At 71.6% G+C, this 15965-nt stretch carries 15 protein-coding genes; 1 reads left to right on the top strand and 14 read right to left on the bottom strand.

The genetic code is table 11. The features are described from left to right. Window positions 1-65 precede the first annotated feature (65 nt). From ACWDGI_RS26540 to ACWDGI_RS26485, 12 genes are all read right to left on the bottom strand, one after another. On the bottom strand, window positions 66-1382 hold the full coding sequence (locus ACWDGI_RS26540) for a pectate lyase family protein (RefSeq protein WP_450763001.1): 1317 nt from the start codon (window positions 1380-1382) through the stop codon (window positions 66-68). Between the two features lie 18 nt (window positions 1383-1400). Further along, window positions 1401-2150 carry a rhamnogalacturonan acetylesterase gene (locus ACWDGI_RS26535; RefSeq protein ID WP_450763213.1) on the bottom strand — a complete coding sequence of 250 codons (750 nt, stop codon included), beginning with the start codon at window positions 2148-2150 and terminating at the stop codon, window positions 1401-1403. 113 nt (window positions 2151-2263) lie between these two features. Next, window positions 2264-3604, bottom strand: a complete 1341-nt coding sequence (locus ACWDGI_RS26530; protein ID WP_450762999.1) for an ABC transporter substrate-binding protein — start codon at window positions 3602-3604, stop codon at window positions 2264-2266. A 127-nt stretch (window positions 3605-3731) separates the two neighbouring features. Next, window positions 3732-4190, bottom strand: a complete 459-nt coding sequence (locus ACWDGI_RS26525; RefSeq protein WP_450762997.1) for a DUF6807 family protein — start codon at window positions 4188-4190, stop codon at window positions 3732-3734. Further along, on the bottom strand, window positions 4187-5335 hold the full coding sequence (locus tag ACWDGI_RS26520) for a Gfo/Idh/MocA family protein (RefSeq protein ID WP_450762995.1): 1149 nt from the start codon (window positions 5333-5335) through the stop codon (window positions 4187-4189). The genes ACWDGI_RS26525 and ACWDGI_RS26520 overlap by 4 nt, the downstream gene beginning before the upstream one ends. A 70-nt stretch (window positions 5336-5405) precedes the next feature. Next, window positions 5406-6290 (bottom strand): carbohydrate ABC transporter permease, encoded by an 885-nt coding sequence (locus ACWDGI_RS26515; RefSeq protein WP_450762993.1) that lies wholly within the window; start codon window positions 6288-6290, stop codon window positions 5406-5408. Beyond that, window positions 6287-7222: a carbohydrate ABC transporter permease gene (locus ACWDGI_RS26510; protein WP_450762991.1), complete on the bottom strand. Its 936-nt coding sequence runs from the start codon at window positions 7220-7222 to the stop codon at window positions 6287-6289. Before ACWDGI_RS26510 ends, ACWDGI_RS26515 begins: the two co-directional genes overlap by 4 nt. Before the next feature lie 115 nt (window positions 7223-7337). After that, entirely contained in the window at window positions 7338-9080 is a 1743-nt protein-coding gene (gene araD, locus ACWDGI_RS26505) for an L-arabinonate dehydratase (protein WP_450762989.1), read from the bottom strand. Beyond that, window positions 9068-9979: a dihydrodipicolinate synthase family protein gene (locus ACWDGI_RS26500; RefSeq protein ID WP_450762987.1), complete on the bottom strand. Its 912-nt coding sequence runs from the start codon at window positions 9977-9979 to the stop codon at window positions 9068-9070. The genes araD and ACWDGI_RS26500 overlap by 13 nt, the downstream gene beginning before the upstream one ends. Continuing rightward, window positions 9976-10632 carry a GntR family transcriptional regulator gene (locus ACWDGI_RS26495; protein ID WP_450762985.1) on the bottom strand — a complete coding sequence of 219 codons (657 nt, stop codon included), beginning with the start codon at window positions 10630-10632 and terminating at the stop codon, window positions 9976-9978. The genes ACWDGI_RS26500 and ACWDGI_RS26495 overlap by 4 nt, the downstream gene beginning before the upstream one ends. A gap of 206 nt (window positions 10633-10838) precedes the next feature. Beyond that, entirely contained in the window at window positions 10839-11591 is a 753-nt protein-coding gene (locus ACWDGI_RS26490) for an MBL fold metallo-hydrolase (RefSeq protein ID WP_450762984.1), read from the bottom strand. 74 nt (window positions 11592-11665) lie between these two features. Then, on the bottom strand, window positions 11666-12250 hold the full coding sequence (locus ACWDGI_RS26485) for a TIGR03086 family metal-binding protein (protein WP_450762982.1): 585 nt from the start codon (window positions 12248-12250) through the stop codon (window positions 11666-11668). 161 nt (window positions 12251-12411) lie between these two features. Between ACWDGI_RS26485 and ACWDGI_RS26480 the strand changes: the two genes are divergently transcribed. After that, window positions 12412-13638: an MFS transporter gene (locus tag ACWDGI_RS26480; RefSeq protein WP_450762980.1), complete on the top strand. Its 1227-nt coding sequence runs from the start codon at window positions 12412-12414 to the stop codon at window positions 13636-13638. Here the strand turns inward: ACWDGI_RS26480 and ACWDGI_RS26475 are convergent. Both ACWDGI_RS26475 and ACWDGI_RS26470 read right to left on the bottom strand, forming a co-directional pair. Beyond that, a complete protein-coding gene (locus tag ACWDGI_RS26475) occupies window positions 13581-14738 on the bottom strand; it encodes a hypothetical protein (RefSeq protein ID WP_450763211.1) in 1158 nt (385 codons plus the stop codon). The genes ACWDGI_RS26480 and ACWDGI_RS26475 overlap by 58 nt on opposite strands. A gap of 29 nt (window positions 14739-14767) precedes the next feature. Next, on the bottom strand, window positions 14768-15709 hold the full coding sequence (locus tag ACWDGI_RS26470; protein WP_450762978.1) for a 5-dehydro-4-deoxyglucarate dehydratase: 942 nt from the start codon (window positions 15707-15709) through the stop codon (window positions 14768-14770). Window positions 15710-15965: the final 256 nt, after the last annotated feature.

The following is a 15965-nucleotide window of genomic DNA, read 5'->3' as shown; positions in this document are numbered from 1 at the left end:
GCTCGGGTGAAGGTGAGGGAGGGGGCCGGGGCGGTGGGGCGCCCCGGCCCGGGGACGCGAGAGGGTCAGCGCAGTCGGCCGGCCCCGGCCCCGCGGTCGACGATGCGTGGCACGGCCCGTGCCGGGTCGATCCTCGTGCGCAGGGTCGGGGTCCAGGTCGAGCCCGCCTGGAGGGTCTCGGCGGGGATCTGCGCGTTGTGGACGGCGATCAGGTCCGTCGGCTCACCGTTGACGTAGTTGTCGTCGGCGGTGAGCGTCGACTCGTTCCACTTCTTCAGGACCGAGCCGGCCCTGACGGTGTCGGGCAGGGTGAACGCGTTGTGCTCTGCGACGAGTTGGGACTCGATGCCGATGCCGTAGCTGTAGCCGTAGCCGTCCTCGGCGACGAAGTGGTTGTTGTAGGAGTCGACCTGCCCGAACCGCACCCGCGGCGCCCGCTCCACCAGGTCGGAGAACAGGTTGTGGTGGAAGGTGACCTTGAGATGCCCCCGGTCGACGGCGGCCGTGGACGCGCTGTCGCTGTTGCCGATGAGGATCGTCTTGTCGTGGTCCTCGAAGACGTTCCAGGAGGCGGTGACGTAGTCGGCGCCCTTGACGATGTCCAGCTCACCGTCGTGCTGCTCGTAGATCCGCCCGAAGTAGTACGGCAGGGTGCTGTCCGGGTGGCCGCCGTCGGTGAACGTGTCGTGGTCCATCCACACATGGGTCGACCCGTAGACCACCGCGCTGTCGTACTCGGAGTTCCAGTTGCCGTCGGCGGTGTCGGTCGGGTCCCACTGCGGGAAGCAGTCGAGTGGGCTCTCGAAGTCCAGGTTGCGGACGATGACGTTGTCGACGGCCTTGATCTGCAGGCCGGCGCCCTTGAAACCGGCGTCCTTGCCGATGCCGACGATGGTGGTGTTGGCCGGGATGTTCGCCTTGATGTAGGCGTCCTGGTGGGCGGCGGAGGCGCGGCGCAGCCCCTCCGGGCTGTCGTCGGGCTCGCCGTCCAGGTTGGTGGAGTGCCCCCAGGCCTCGGGTGAGTACGTGGCGAGGTAGGCGTCGAAGTCGTAGCCGGGCACGGCGAACGAGTCACAGCTCGGCCCGTCCGCGTCGATGGCCCCCTTGACTCTGATGATCTTCGGCGCGCTCCCCCCGTCGGCCAGGGCGGCCTTGAACCCGTCCCAGCTGGTGACGGTGTAGACGTGCGCGGAGTCGGCGGCGGCCCCGCCGGTGGTCCCGGTGGTGGCCGCGCCCCAGCCGTCGGCGGCGCCCAGCACCTGGCGTTCGAGCGCGGCCCGGTGCGGGGCGGCGGCCTGGGCGGTCCCGGTCACGGCGAGCACGAGGGCGGTGCAGCCCACGACCGCCGTAATGACGCGTGCATGACACACAAATGTACGCACTGTGCGGGTCTCCTTCGGCTATGCGGTGGGCCAGGTGATCCAGGACGTGGGGATCTCCTGGTGCAGCCGGATGACGTCGTGCCGGGCCAGCACCCGGGCGCGCGGCAGCTCGCGCGCCACGAGCCGGGCCACGGCGATGGCCCCCGGCGGATTGAAGTGCGTGTTGTCCTGTTCGGTGGCGGTCCAGTTGAAGTACGTCTTGGTCGCCTCGGCCCCGAGCGACTGCCACAGCGCGAGCGACAGCGCCTCGATGTCGAGCAGCGGCACACGTTCCTGTACGGCGAGCGCGCGCATCGCCGCCGGGTAGTCGCCGTGGGTCGGCACGGCGTTGCCGTCGGCGTCGAACCTCCGCCGCTCCACGGGCGTGGCGAGGACCGGCCGGGCACCGTGCGCGCGAGCGCCTTCGACGTAGAGGCGCAGATGGTCCTGATAGGTGGTCCAGGGTTCGGTGTACCGGGTGGGATCGTCGCTCTTCTCGTCGTTGTGCGCGAACTGGACGAGGAGCAGATCGTGCGGCCGAACGGCGGCGAGGATGGCGTCGAGCCGCCCCTCGTCGACGAAGCTCTTGGAACTCCGGCCGTTGACGGCCTGGTTGGAGACGGCGACGTCTTTCCGGAGGAAGAAGGGGAGCGCCATTCCCCATCCGGTCTCCGGGGCCGCGTCGGCATACTTCTGGGCGGCAGTGGAATCACCGGCGATGTAAAGGGTCCTACGCCTGTCCGGAGAACGCCCGACGAGAGGAACGGCGGCGAGGCCGGCCGCGGTGATCTGTCTACGGGTAAGTGACAAGACCGTTCACCTTCCTGCCTTTAGGGGCGTGGGGAACTGCGCGACCGGCCACAACGGGCCCGCAGCCCCCAGAACCGAAACCACCCGAGCTCTTAGTGATGGGCCTTCCAGTCCGCCTGCGCCTTATCAAGCTGATCGGCCAACGTGTCCAGAAACTCCTTCGCCGTCAGCTTCCCCAGCAGCACCTTCTGGAAGTTCGGCTCGTTGTCGGCCTTGGAAACGGTGTTCCAGTCCGGCAGGTAGTAGGGGAGCTGCACGATCTTGGTGGACGCCCCGTTGAGCGCCTCGGCGGCCAGTTTCGTCGGCTCCGACGACCGCACCCACGCGTCCTGCGCCGCCTCGTTGTTCGCCGGCACCTGCCCCGCCGACTCGTTCCACTCGCTGTTGGCCTCGTGGGACGCCGCGAACTCGATGAACTTCCAGGCGGCGGCCTTGTTCCTGCCGGACTTGAACAGCCCGAGCCCGTCGACCGGGTTGGACACCTGCACCCGGGTCCCGTCGTCGAGCGTGGGGTTGGGAATGCCCTTGAACTTCCCGCTCAGCGCTTTCTCGTGGTCGGCGTAGGAACCGAGGTTGTGGCTCAGCATCCCGATCGTGCCGGAGTCCCACTGCGCGACCATCTTGGTGAAGTCGTTGTTGACGTCGGCGGACGGGGTGTCCTTCTTGTAGAGCCCGGCGTACTTCTCCAGGGCGGCTACGTTCTTCGGGTCGTTCACCGTCGTCCTGTCGCCGTTCCAGAACGAGGTGATCCCGCTCTGCCCGTACATGGCGTCCAGCGCCTGGGCTATCGACCCCTCACCGCCCCGGATGGTGTACCCGAACTTGTTGTTGCCCTTGTCGGTGAGTCGGTCGGCGGCCGCGAAGAAGTTCGTCCAGGTGGTCGGCGGGTCCAGTTTGGCCGCGCCGAACAGATCGGTGCGGTACCAGAGCGTTCCGTTGTTCGCGGACGTCGGCACGGAATAGGTCTTGCCGTCGCCGCCGGCGGCCTTCACGCTCTCCAGGAACTTCTCGTTGAGCTTGCCGTTCAGGGAGCTCTTCGCGAGCCGGCCGTCCAGCGGTTCGAGGGCACCCTGCGCGGCGACCTCCGCGAGCATCGCGGTGCCGACACCGCCGACGTCGGGGAGTCCGCCGCCCTGGATGGAGGTGTCGTACTTGGACTGCACACTGGCGGCGGGCACCCCGACGTAGTCGACCTTGATGCCGGGGTTCTGCTTCTCGAAGTCGGCGATGATCTGCTTCCAGACGTCGGTGCGGACACCGCCGTTGTTGTCCCAGAAGGTGATCGTGCCCTTGCCGGAGCCCTCGTTGCCCTTGCCCTGCGCGCTGCCGCTGCCGTCGTCGCCGCAGGCGGTGGCGGTCAGGGCGAGCACGGAGCCCAGGGCGACGGCGACGGCCGCACGCCTGCTTCTGCGAATGCGGATGCTGCTCTTCATTGGTCGGCTCTCTTCTTCTGGATCCAATGGAGATGTGCGGTGGTGCGGACGTTCGGTTACCGGGCGCCGACGCGGCAGACGTCCGGGGCGGACCGGTCGGCGTTCAGGGCCGGGTAGGTGAAGGTGGTCACCGGGTCACCGCCTTGCGGACCAGTGCGGCCGCCTCGCCCCGCCCGAGCCGCCCGTCGGCGACGACGGTGACGACGCGCCGTACGACGGTCTCGCCGGGCGGGACCGGCAGCCGTTCGGCGGAGGCCCAGCGCAGCTCTTCCACGAACCCGTCGGGGTCGCGCAGCTGGAAGGCCAGGTGGCGCTGGGTGCCGTGGTTGTCCCGTTCGGTCGGACCCTGGTCCCGGACGAAGGTCCGCCCGCCCCAGAAGTTGAACCCCTCGACGTCGGGAACGGCGACACCGACGCCGAGGTGGTGGGTGTGGTCGGCCGGGGTCAGCTCGGTGACGGCCGTACCGGCAAGGGTGGTGACGGGATGCAGGTAGGGGCGCGGGGAGAGACGGGCCGGCAGTCCGGACCGGGTGACGTAGCGGGCGACCGGGCGTCCCGCGACCCGTAACACCAGGGTGTCTGTCATGTGCTCACCGCTTTCGGTGGGGCCCAGGGGGCGGACAGCTCGGAGTAGAGGGCGAGGGTGTCGGCGCAGGCCGCGACCAGTGCGTCGATGCCGGTGACGACCCGGCGGTCCTCGTCGGGCAGGAGGTGCCAGGCGTCGGCGGGCAGCGCGGCCGGGTCGCCGGCCAGCCGAATCGCTTCGACGACCTTCATGAAGGCGCCCGTCGAGTCGGGTTCGACCAGCAGTTCGGCGCCGGTGGTGAGGTGGTCGGCGAGGTTCTCCAGCAGGTCCGTGCTGCCGTACTCGGTCTCCTGCGGGCCGTGCCCCGCCCGCTGCACCAGCACCCGGTCCTGCTTGTACCAGAAGGTGATCCGGCCGCTGCTGCCGTGCACCAGGACATAGGGGTCCCCGGGCTCCTCGGCGCAGAGCGTGGCGGCGACGGTGAGCGGGCCGCGCGGGGTGGTGACGCGGACGCAGGAGGTGTCGTCGGACTCGATGTCGTTGGCGCGCAGCAGTTCGGTCTCGATGCGGGTGACGTCCTCGGCGCGGGAGGTGCCGAGCAGGGCGAGGCCGGTGGCGACGGAGTGCGCGAAGGGGTTGGTGAGGACGCCGTCGACGACGTCCACACCACCGATGCGCCGCTTGCCGGCCCAGGGCGCCCGCCGGTAGTAGGACTCGGCGCGGGCCCAGGCGCCGGCCCCGCCCACCCCCAGCACCTCACCGATCACGCCCTGAGCCAGCAGCTTGCGGATCGCGGGCACGGCGCCCGAGCCCAGCGACTGGAAGCCGATCTGGCAGACCACGCCGGCCTTGGCGACCCCGTCGGCCATCCGCCGGAACTCCGCGTACGACGGTGCCGGCGGCTTTTCGAGGAGCAGGTGCACCCCGCGCTCGGCGGCGGTCAGCGCGAGGTCGGTGTGGGTGGGGATCGGGGTGCAGATCACGGCGATCCGGGCGCCGGTCGTATCGAGCAGGGCGCCGAAGTCGGCGGACTGCTCGGGCGTGCCGAGGCCCTCCGGCAGTTCGTCCGCGCCGAGCGGGGTCAGCTCGCAGATGCCGGCGAGCCGTACGACCCCTTTCTCCTGGAGGCGGCGGATGTTCTCCAGGTGCCAGCGGCCGTGGCCGCGCGCCCCCGCCAGCACGATGTCGATGGTCGAAGTGTTCACGGCAGGCTCCCTGCGCCGGCGATCTTTGCGTGCAGGGTAAGCGTCCGGCCCGGTCGGCCCGTGTGCTGTCTCATCCCTTCACCGCCCCCGCGCCGAAGCCGGTGATCAGCCACTTCTGGATGAACGCGAAGACGATCACCACCGGTACGGCCGCGATGATCCCGCCCGCGGCCAGCGCGCCGAGGTCGACGCTGTCGGCGCTCATCAGGGTGTTGAGGCCCACCGGGATGGTCTGCTTGCTCTGGTCGGAGAGGAACATCAGGGCGAACAGGAAGTGGTTCCAGGCGTGCACGAAGGCGAAGGAGCCCACCGCGATCAGCCCCGGCCGCAGCAGCGGCAGGACGACGATCCGGAAGGCGGTGAGCCGGTCGCAGCCGTCGACCCAGGCGGCCTCCTCCAGTGAGTACGGCACGTTCCTGATGAAGCCGCTGATCAGGATCATCGACAGCGGCAGCTGGAAGACGGTCTCGGCGATGACGACGCTGCCGAGCGAGTTGATCATCTGGAGCCCGGCGAAGATCTGGAAGAGCGGCACCAGGAGCAGTGCGCCGGGCACGAACTGGGAGCAGAGCAGCGCCAGCATGAAGCCGCGCTTGAGCCGGAAGTCGAAGCGGGCCAGGGCGTAGCCGCCGGCCAGCGCGACGACCGTGGTCAGCAGCAGGGTGGCGACGCCGACGTAGACGCTGTTGGTGAAGTAGGTGGCGAAGCTGCGCTCGGTCCACACCTTCCGGAAGTGCTCGAAGGTGACCGGCCAGGGCACCAGGGAGGTGGAGCCGGCCGGGCGCAGGGCGAAGAGCAGGATCCAGTAGAAGGGGACGAGGGTGAAGACGAGGTAGATCCCGAGGGGGAGGTAGATCTGCCAGCGGGGGGCCTCGTCCCAGGCGCGGCGCCGCCTCCCCGGCCGGGCGGGTGCGGACACGACGGGTTCGGTCTCGGGGGCGATCTCGGTGATCACTTGGCCTCGCCTCCGAACTTGCTCAGCCGCAGATGGACCACCGAGCAGAAGAGCAGGATCACGAACGCCACCGTGGTCAGCGCGGAGGCGTAGCCGAAGTTGTGGGCGTCGACACTGGTGTTGGCGATGTAGAGGGGAAGGGTCGTCGTCTCCCCCGCCGGGCCGCCTCCCGTCAGGGTGTAGAGCAGGTCGACGTTGTTGAACTCCCACACCGCGCGCAGCAGGGTGGAGAGCACGATGGCGTCCTTGAGATGCGGCAGGGTGATGTGCCAGAACTGCTTGATCCGGCCGGCCCCGTCGACCTCGGCGGCCTCGTACAGGTCCTTGGAGACGGACTGGAGGTCGGCGAGGATGAGGATCGCGAAGAAGGGGACGCCGCGCCACAGGTCGGCGACGACGGCCGCCGGGAACACCGTCGAGGTGTCGGAGAGCCAGCTGGTGCCGTACGATCCGATGCCCGCGTCGGCGAGGTAACGGGTGACGCCCGTCTGGGAGTTGTAGAGCAGCACCCAGATCGCGGAGGTCAGCACGCCGGAGACGGCCCAGGGCGAGAAGACCAGTGCCCGGCCCAGCGCCCGCCCGACGAACGTCTGGTTGACGATGAGCGCCAGCGCCAGACCGAACAGCAGCTGCAACCCGACCTCCACCACGACCCACTTGGCGCTGAAGGTCAGCGTGGACCAGAACTGCGGGTCGTGCGCGAAGGCCTGGGTGAAGTTGCCGAGGCCCGCGAAGCCGTTCCGCCAGGGCTTGGTCGGGTTGTAGTTCTGCAGGCTGTAGTAGAAGACGCTGAGCACCGGGTAGGCGATGAAGCCCAGCATCAGCAGGGCCGCCGGGGCGATCAGCAGATACGGCAGCCTGCGCGGCGTCGCGGAGGCACGGCGCCGCCGGGGTGGCGCGGGCGGTTTCGCCACGGCTGCGGCTTGGGCCATGACTGTTCTCCGTTCGCTCTGGTTACAGCGGGTGCAGGAAGCGCTTGCTAGATGCACGTGGTTGAAGCGCTTCGACGATCATCAGGGGCGGTTGTGGCGATCGTGGGTGGTGCGGTCAGCCCGCGTACGGGTCCGGGACCTCGCCCGGCCGGGCCAGGAACTCGAAGTCGCAGCCGGTGTCGGCCTGGGTGATCTGCTGGTCGTAGAGGGCGCCGTAGCCGCGCCGGTGGCGCACCGGCGGCGGCGTCCACGCGGCCCGGCGTCGCGCCAGCTCCTCGTCGTCCACGTCGAGTCGGAGCGTGCGGGCCTCGACGTCGAGGGTGATGGAGTCGCCGGTGCGGACGAGTGCCAGCGGGCCGCCGACGTACGACTCCGGTGCCACGTGCAGCACACAGGCGCCGTAACTCGTCCCGCTCATCCGGGCGTCGGAGATCCGCACCATGTCCCGCACGCCCTGCTTCAGCAGATGGTCGGGGATGGGCAGCATGCCGTACTCGGGCATGCCGGGGCCGCCCTTGGGCCCGGCGTTGCGCAGCACCAGGACGCTGTCGGCGGTGATGCCGAGGGCGGGGTCGTCGATGGTGCGCTGCATGGTCCGGTAGTCGTCGAAGACGACGGCGGGCCCGGTGTGCCCGAGGAGCCGCGGGTCGGCGGCGATGTGCTTGATGACGGCGCCGTCCGGGCAGAGGTTGCCGCGCAGCACGGCGACTCCGCCCTCGGCGGCCACCGGGTTGTCGCGGGGCCGGATGACGTCGTCGTCGTGCACCCGGGCGCCGGCGAGCTGCTCGCGGTAGGTGTCGTGGGAGACCGTCGGCCGGTCGAGGTGGAGCAGGTCGGGGATGCGGGAGAGGAAGCCCGGGAGGCCGCCCGCGAAGTGGAAGTCCTCCATGAGGTACTTCCGGCCGCCGGGCCGGACGTTGGCGAGGACGGGCACGGTGCGGGCGATGCGGTCGAAGTCGTCGAGGGTGAGCCGCACGCCCGCCCGTCCCGCCATGGCGATGAGGTGGATGACGGCGTTGGTGGAGCCGCCGAGGCCGAGGACGGTGGTGACGGCGTCCGCGAACGCCTCTTCGGTGAGGATGTCGGAGAGCCGCCGGTCCCGGTGGACGAGTTCGACGATCCGCATCCCCGCCCCGGCGGCCATCCGGTCGTGCCCCGAGTCGACGGCCGGGATGCTGGACGCGCCCGGGACGGTCACGCCGAGGGCCTCGGCGGCGGCGGTCAGGGTGGAGGCCGTCCCCATGGTCATGCAGTGACCGGGCGAGCGGGCCAGCCCGCTCTCCAGCTCCTGCATCTCGCAGTCGCCGATCAGACCGGCGCGCTTGTCGTCCCAGTACTTCCACATGTCGGTGCCGGAGCCGAGGACCTCGCCCCGCCAGTGGCCGGGGAGCATCGGGCCGGCGGGCACGAAGACGGCCGGCAGGTCGACGGAGGCGGCGCCCATGAGGAGGGCGGGGGTGGACTTGTCGCAGCCGCCCATGAGCACGGCCCCGTCGACCGGGTACGACCGCAGCAGTTCCTCGGTCTCCATGGCGAGGAGGTTGCGGTAGAGCATCGGGGTCGGCTTCTGGAACGTCTCGGAGAGCGTGGCGACCGGGAACTCCAGCGGGAATCCGCCGGCCTGCCACACGCCCCGCTTGACCGCCTGCGCCCGGTCACGGAGGTGCACATGACAGGGGTTGATGTCCGACCAGGTGTTGAGGATCGCGATGACCGGCTTGCCGAGGTGCTCCTCGGGGAGGTAGCCGAGCTGGCGGGTGCGGGCGCGGTGGCTGAAGGAGCGCAGGCCCTCGGTGCCGTACCACTGGTGGCTGCGGAGTTCCTCGGGCCGCTTGCGGGGCGCGTTCACATGGACCATCCGGAGGCGATGGCGGCGACCTCGGCGCGCTCTTCCTCGGGCAGCTGCCTGCTGGGCGGGCGGACGTCGCGGCGGCACAGGCCGAGGGAGGCGAGGGCCTCCTTGACGACGGTGACGTTGTCGGCGGAGCCGTGGGCCGCGCGGAGTTCCTCGAAGCGGCGGATCTGTTCCCAGACCTTCATGGCGGCCGGGTAGTCGCCGGACCGAAGCGCTTCGATCATGTTCAGCGAAACGGCCGGGGCGACGTTCACCAGACCGGAGGTGAAGCCGGTGGCGCCGGCCGAGAAGTAGGAGGGCGCGTAGGGCTCGGCGAGCCCGGCGACCCAGACGAAGCGGTCGAGACCGGCGTCGCGGGCGAACGCGGCGAACCTGGCGGCGTCGGGGACCGCGTACTTGACGCCGATCACGTTGGGGCAGGCGTCGGCGAGTTCGGCGAGGCGGGCGCCGGGGAGCTGGGCGTTGCGCAGGTAGGGGACGACGCCCAGCTCGGGCACGGCCTCGGCGACGGCGCGGTGGTAGTCGACCCAGCCGCCCTGCGAGACGTACGGGTGGACGGGCTGATGGACCATGACCATCCGGGCGCCGCGCTCCCGGGCGTGCCGGGCGGAGGCCACGGCGGTCGGCACGTCGTGTCCCACGCCGACGAGGACCATGGCCCGCTCCCCGGCTTCGTCGACGGTCAGCTCGGTGACGAGCCGCCGCTCCTCGGGGGTGAGGGCGTAGAACTCGCCGGTGTTCCCGTTGGGGGTGAGGGTGCGGATACCGCCGTCGAGGAGGCGGCGCAGCAGGGCCCGGTGGGCGGCCTCGTCGACGGTGCCGTCCGCGGCGAAGGGGGTCACCGGGATGGCCACGACGTCGGCCAGGGCCGCCCGTTGGGTCTCGAACGCCACGCTGCTCATTCCTGTCCCTCCTCGGCCCGGGCTTCGGGGTACGCACGCTCGACGAAGGACGCGATGTGGGCGTGCAGGGCACCGGCGGCGCCGTCGGCGTCGCCCGCCAGAGCCAGCCGCAGGATCTCGCGGTGCTCACCGGCCTCCTGTTCCCAGGAGGGGGAGGCGGCCCAGGCGACGGCGGAGACGAGGGCGGCCTGGTCGCGGACCTCGTCGAGCATCCGGCCGAGCAGCGGGTTGCCGCACGGGAGGTAGAGGGCGCGGTGGAAGTCCCGGTTGGCGAGGGAGCGTTCGGCGGTGTCGGTCGCGTCGTCGGCCCGGGTGAGCGCGTCCCGGGCGGCGTCCAGGGAGGCGCCCGTCCTGACGGCCCGCCGGAGCGCCTCGGGTTCGAGAAGGAGCCGTACGTCGTAGACCTCGCGTGCCATGTCCGCGTCCACCATGCGCACCGTGACGCCCTTGTACTGGCTCATCACGACCAGCCCGGTCCCGGCGAGGGTCTTGAGGGCCTCCCGGACGGGGGTCTTGGACACCCCGAACCGCGCGGCCAGTTCGGTCTCCACCAGGGCCTGACCGGGCGTCAGCTGCCCGGTGAGGATGCGGTGCTTGATCGCGTCCAGCACGTACTGCGTCCGGGACGGAATCGGCATGGGCACAGAGGTCATGCGCGCCTCTCGGGGTCACGTACCGGCTTCGGCGAGCCGGTCTGACGTATCTGATCTCGCATATCGCGTCTCATATATGACGTACGAAGTACGACGCGGATGAAGGTAGGAGGACGGCCGTGTTTCGTCAATGCTTCTGACAAAGGTGCTCCGCCGGGCGCCGCGGCCCGCCTCGGATCCGGTGTACGGCCTGGGGTCCGGCGGATTCAGAGACCCCTGGCCTCGCCCTCCCGTGCCACGCCGGTGGGCCGTCCCGACACCGCCCCCGCCCGGGCCGCCGCCATCTCCCTGGTCAGCGCCGGCCCCACATGCGTCACCAGCAGCTCCCGCACCCCGGCGTCCCGGGCGATCCGCCCCGCGTCCTCCGGTGTGAGATGTACCCGTTCGCCATCGCGATGCTCGTCGAGGTCGGCCTCGCACAGGAAGACGTCCGCGCGGGCGGCCAGCTCGGTCAGCGCGTCGCAGGGACCGCTGTCCCCGGAGTACGCCAGTACACTCCCCTGGCATTCGGCGCGCAGCCCGTAGGCCTCGACGTCGTGGGCCACCGCCCGGGCGGCGAGCCGCAGGTTCCAGTGCCGGACCATGTGCCCGTCGTACAGCGGCCGGAAGTCGAACACCCCGGCCAGGAAGCCCACGTCCGGCCGGCCCAGGAAGCCCGCCAGCCGTTGCGCGCAGGCCTGCGGCGCGTACACCGGTATCGGCGCGGCCGGCGTCATCCCGCCGAAGGCGTACGCGTAGGCGGCGGCCAGCAGATCCGCGCTGTGGTCCGCGTGCAGGTGCGAGATCCAGATCGCCGTGAGCCGGGCCGGATCCGTGTGCCGCTGCAATTCCGCGAAGGTTCCGGTCCCCGCGTCCACCCACACCTCGGCGCCCCCGCCCCGCAGCAGATAGCCGGAGCAGGGGCGGCCGGGCCGGGGGTGCGGAGAGGCCGTGCCGAGGACGGTGAGGCTCAGTGCCATGGCGAGGAGAGTACGGATCCGGGTCCCCGCCCGCTCACCGTTCGAGTCGCTCTACGGCTTACGGCCCGGCCCTCTTACGGCTTCCAGCCCGGATCACGGCCGCTCAGCCCGATCGCCCGTTCCAGCAGCGGCGCGTTCTCCGGCACCGGCACCAGCGGGCCGAAGGGGCCCCGGTCGGTCATCTCCGCCGCCGCCCGCAGAAAGCCGTACGCCGCCTCCAGCGCCACCGGGTCCGGGACGTACTCCTGGCCGGTGGCCCGGGCCAGGTCCCAGCCGTGGACGACCAGTTCGTCGGCGGCGACCGCCGCGGCCACCTCCCCCGGCAGGTCCATCCCGCCCGCCCGGGTCATTCCGCCCCACGCGGACGGCTCCCGCCAGGCCCGTGCCAGGGCGTCGAGCGCCTCGGGCAGTTCCCGCCGCCATCCCGGGCCGAGTTCCGGCAGGGTGCCGTCGGGACGGTGGTCGGTCGTGGTCCCCGGAGTCTTGTGGGCCGCGTCCCGGAAGGCCACGGACAGCCCCGCCACATGGGCCAGGAGGTGGCCGACCACATAATCCGGACACGGGGTCGACGCCGTGAGCTGCTCGTCCGTCACCCCCTGCGCGAGCATCGCGACGATCCTCGCCTGCGGGCCGAGGTCGATCATGGTGGTGCCGGTCATTCGTGCCGCCTCCCAAGCCGTGCCGGAACTCTCCTTCGGGAGGTGGACCCCGACGGGCCCCGGAACTCATCGCCACGTCCGCCGGAAGACGCACGGTCGCGGTCCTTCTAAGGCACCTGCCCGATCCCCACGCCCCCGCCTTAGGCCCACGATGACCAGGCATGACCACCTCCTGGACCGTGACCCGCCTGCTCCGCGACCGCAATGCCGGCCTCTACCTCGCCGGCGTCGTGGTGTCCGGTTTCGGCAGCTCCGCGCTCTGGCTGGTGTCGGGCGTCTGGGTGAAGGACCTCACCGGCTCCGACGGCCTCGCCGCCCTGTGCACCGCCGCGCTGTGGGCCCCCACCCTGCTCGGCCCCGCCCTCGGCACCCTCGCCGACCGCGTCCGCCGCAAGCCCCTGCTCGTCCGCCTGAACCTCGCCCTCGCCGTCCTCCTGCTCCCCCTCTGGACGGTCGACTCGTCCGGCTCCGTCTGGCTCCTCTTCACCGTCCTCGTCCTGTACGGCGCGGCGGGCGTCGTCGAGGACGCGGCCAACTCCGCCCTGGTCGCCGCCGCCGTCGACCCGGCCCTCCTCGGTGACTTCAACGGGCTGCGGACGACCGCCCGCGAGGGCATGAAACTGGTCGCCCCGCTGACCGGCGCCGCGCTGTACACGGCGTACGGCGGGCCGAGCGTGGCGCTGCTGGACGCCGGCAGCTTCGTGCTGGCGGCGGGGGTGTGCGCGCTGCTCCGGGTGCACGAGGAACACCCGCGGCCGGCCACCGGGAACTGGCGGCGGCAGACCGCCGAGGGCGTCCGGCTGCTGTGGGGGCACCCGGCCCTGCGTCCGCTGGTGCGGGCCGGCGGCGCCACGATGTGCCTCGCCTCGCTCGGCAGCAGCCTGAACTACGCGGTGGTGGACGCCCTCGGCCGCTCCCCCGCCTACACGGGCGTGATGTACGCCGTCCAGGGCGCCGGCTCGGTCGCAGTCGGGCTGGTCTCCGGGCCCGCCCTGCGACGGCTCGGCGAGCGCCGGTTCGCGGCGTACGGCATCGCGCTGACGGGGGTCGCGGTGGCCGCGCGGGCGGTGCCGTACGACGCGGTGGTGCTGGCGTGCAGTGCGGCGGGCGGGATCGGGCTGCCCTGTGTGCTGATCGCCGCCTACACCGCCGTACAACGCGAGATCCCGGCCGCGGCACTGGGGCGGGCCACCGCGACCGCCGACACGCTGATGTTCACGCCGAACGTGGTCGGCCTGGCCGTCGGGGCCGCCCTTGTCGAACTCGTCGACCACCGGCTGCTGTTGGTGGTCCTCGGCGGGACGCTGCTGGCCACCGCCGGGTCACTGGCTCAGCGCAGCGCCTCCCGCACCGCCGCCAGGTCGCCGTCGGACGCCAACCCGGCGTGATACAGCCGCAGTCCGGTCGCGCCCAGGTCACGTGCCCGGGCCGCGTCGGCCGCCAGGGTGCCGGGGCTGCCGCCCATCCCGGAGACCACCGTGAAGTTGGCGGCCAGGACCGTGTCCTCGCGCGCGTGCTCCGCGAAGGGCGCCAGCAGGGCCGTACCGCCCGCACAGGGAACCACGACGCCGTCCGCGACCGACAGCACGTGCGCGGGGTCCACGCCCGCGTTGGCGCCGCAGTGGTAGGCCACCGGGTCGGCGTGCAGCAGCACCTGGAAGCCCTCGGGGGCCGCCGCGCGTACCGCGGCCACGGCCGCCTCCTGCAGCGTGCGGGCCCGTCCGTCGCGCCACGCGCGGGTGGCCGCCGCCACCGGCTCTTCGAGCAGCTTCTCCACCGTCGGCCATCCACCGTCGTCCGCCGCGCCCCGCCACAGCGGCTCCAGGGCCTCCCGTACGGCGGTGGCCAGCTCGTCGGCGTCCAGGCCCTGTTCGCCGTACCCGGCCCGGCAGGCCGGGCAGAAGCACAGTGCCATCAGGTACTGGCCGGCGTCGCCGAGGGCGACACCCCCGGTCTTGTCGTGGGCGTGCAGGTGCGGGAGGCCGTACCAGCCGAGGGACTCCAGTTCGGTGCCGGCCGCGCCCGGGCGGACGGCGGCCTCGGCGGCCAGGTCGGTCAGGTACGCGCGCGTGGCGGGCTGGGCGATGCAGGGGGCCCAGGGGTAGCGGTCGCCGTAGGCGTTGACGACCGAGGTCTCCGGGTGCTCGGCGCCCAGCCGGGAACTGTGGGCGAGGATCACCCAGGTGTGCACCTCGAGGCCGGCGCCTGCCAGGGCTTCGGCGGCTTCTCCGTACGCGTCACCGGGGGCCCAGTCGCCCGCCTGGTGGGGGCGGAGCCCGCGGCCCGCCCAGCGGTCGCCCGCCGGGTAGTAGACGGCCGCGTACTCGGCGGTGACGATGCGGTGGCGTGGGTGCCGGGGGGTCAGGGCGCGGGTCGAGTGGTAGGCCGAGGCGAGGGTCACCTGGTCCACGCCGAGCGCGGCGATCCGCTCCGGGGCCCCGGGGTCCCCGTTCACGTCCCAGGGGTAGACGAACGCCGACGCCTTCAACGGTCCTCCCCCGGATCCCGCCGGCGCCGTCACGCGTCCTCCTCCAGCAGGGCGTACCCGCGCTCGATCAGCTGGGCGAGCTGCTTCACGTGGTCCTCGCCCGGCTCGTGCAGTGGCGGCCGCACCTCGCCGACGTCCAGACCGCGCAGCCGTACGCCCGCCTTGACCAGGGAGACGGCGTAGCCCCGGCCCTGGGCGCGGAGTTCGACGAACGGGCGGTAGAAGCCGTCCAGCAGGCGCTCCACCGTCGGCCGGTCCCCCTCGCGCAGGGCGGCGTGGAAGGCGAGGGCGATCTCGGGGACGAAGCAGAAGACGGCCGAGGAGTAGAGGGTGATGCCGATGGCCTGGTAGGCGAGCTGGGTCTGTTCGGCGGTGGGCAGGCCGTTGAAGTAGAGGAAGTCGCCGGGGACCTCGGTGCGCACGGCGCTGACGATGCGCTGCATCAGGTCCAGGTCGCCGAGGCCGTCCTTGAAGCCCATGATGCCTTCGGTGCGGGCGAGTTCGACGACCGTGGGCGGGGTGAACACCGCGTTGTCCCGCTGGTAGACGATGACCGGGAGATCGGTCGCCGCGGCCACCTCCCGGTAGTGCCGCAACAGGCCCTCCTGACCGGCGACCACCAGGTAGGGCGGCATGGCGAGCAGGCCGTCGGCGCCCGCGGCCGCGGCGAGACGCGCGTAGCGCACGGCGAGCGCGGTGCCGTAGCCGGCGCCGGCGATCACCGGTACCCGGCCCTCGGTGGCCGCCACGGCCGCGCCCACACAGGCCTCGAACTCCTCGGGCAGCAGCGCGTGGAACTCCCCGGTGCCGCAGCAGGCGAACACGGCCGCGGCACCGGCCTCGACGCCCCGGCGCACATGCTCGCGGTAGGCGTCGAGGTCGAGGGAGCCGTCGGGGCCGTAGGCCGTGACGGGGAAGAAGAGCGGCCCGCGCGGGTCACGGAGCCGCGCGGCGAGAGGGGCTGGCGTCACGGGCGCTCCCTGTTGATGCATGGGTCTTGATGCACGTGCCTTGATGCATGTGTCTGATCAGTGTCCATATTCATGAACGCGACCACGTTACGAGGCCGCCTCCGGGTCGGTCAAGGACACAAACGACCAACATCCGAGCGGATTCCCGCACTCCACGGCACACTTGACGAGGCGCGCCGCATCTCCCTAGCGTGTCCACGCATGTGAATGCCATACATGGATGAGACCACTGGATCACCCAGAGGACGCCGACCGA

The organism is Streptomyces sp. NPDC001220 (assembly GCF_053597895.1).
The sequence above is the reverse complement of the archived record's forward strand: the minus strand, read 5'-3'. Positions and strand labels throughout refer to the sequence as shown.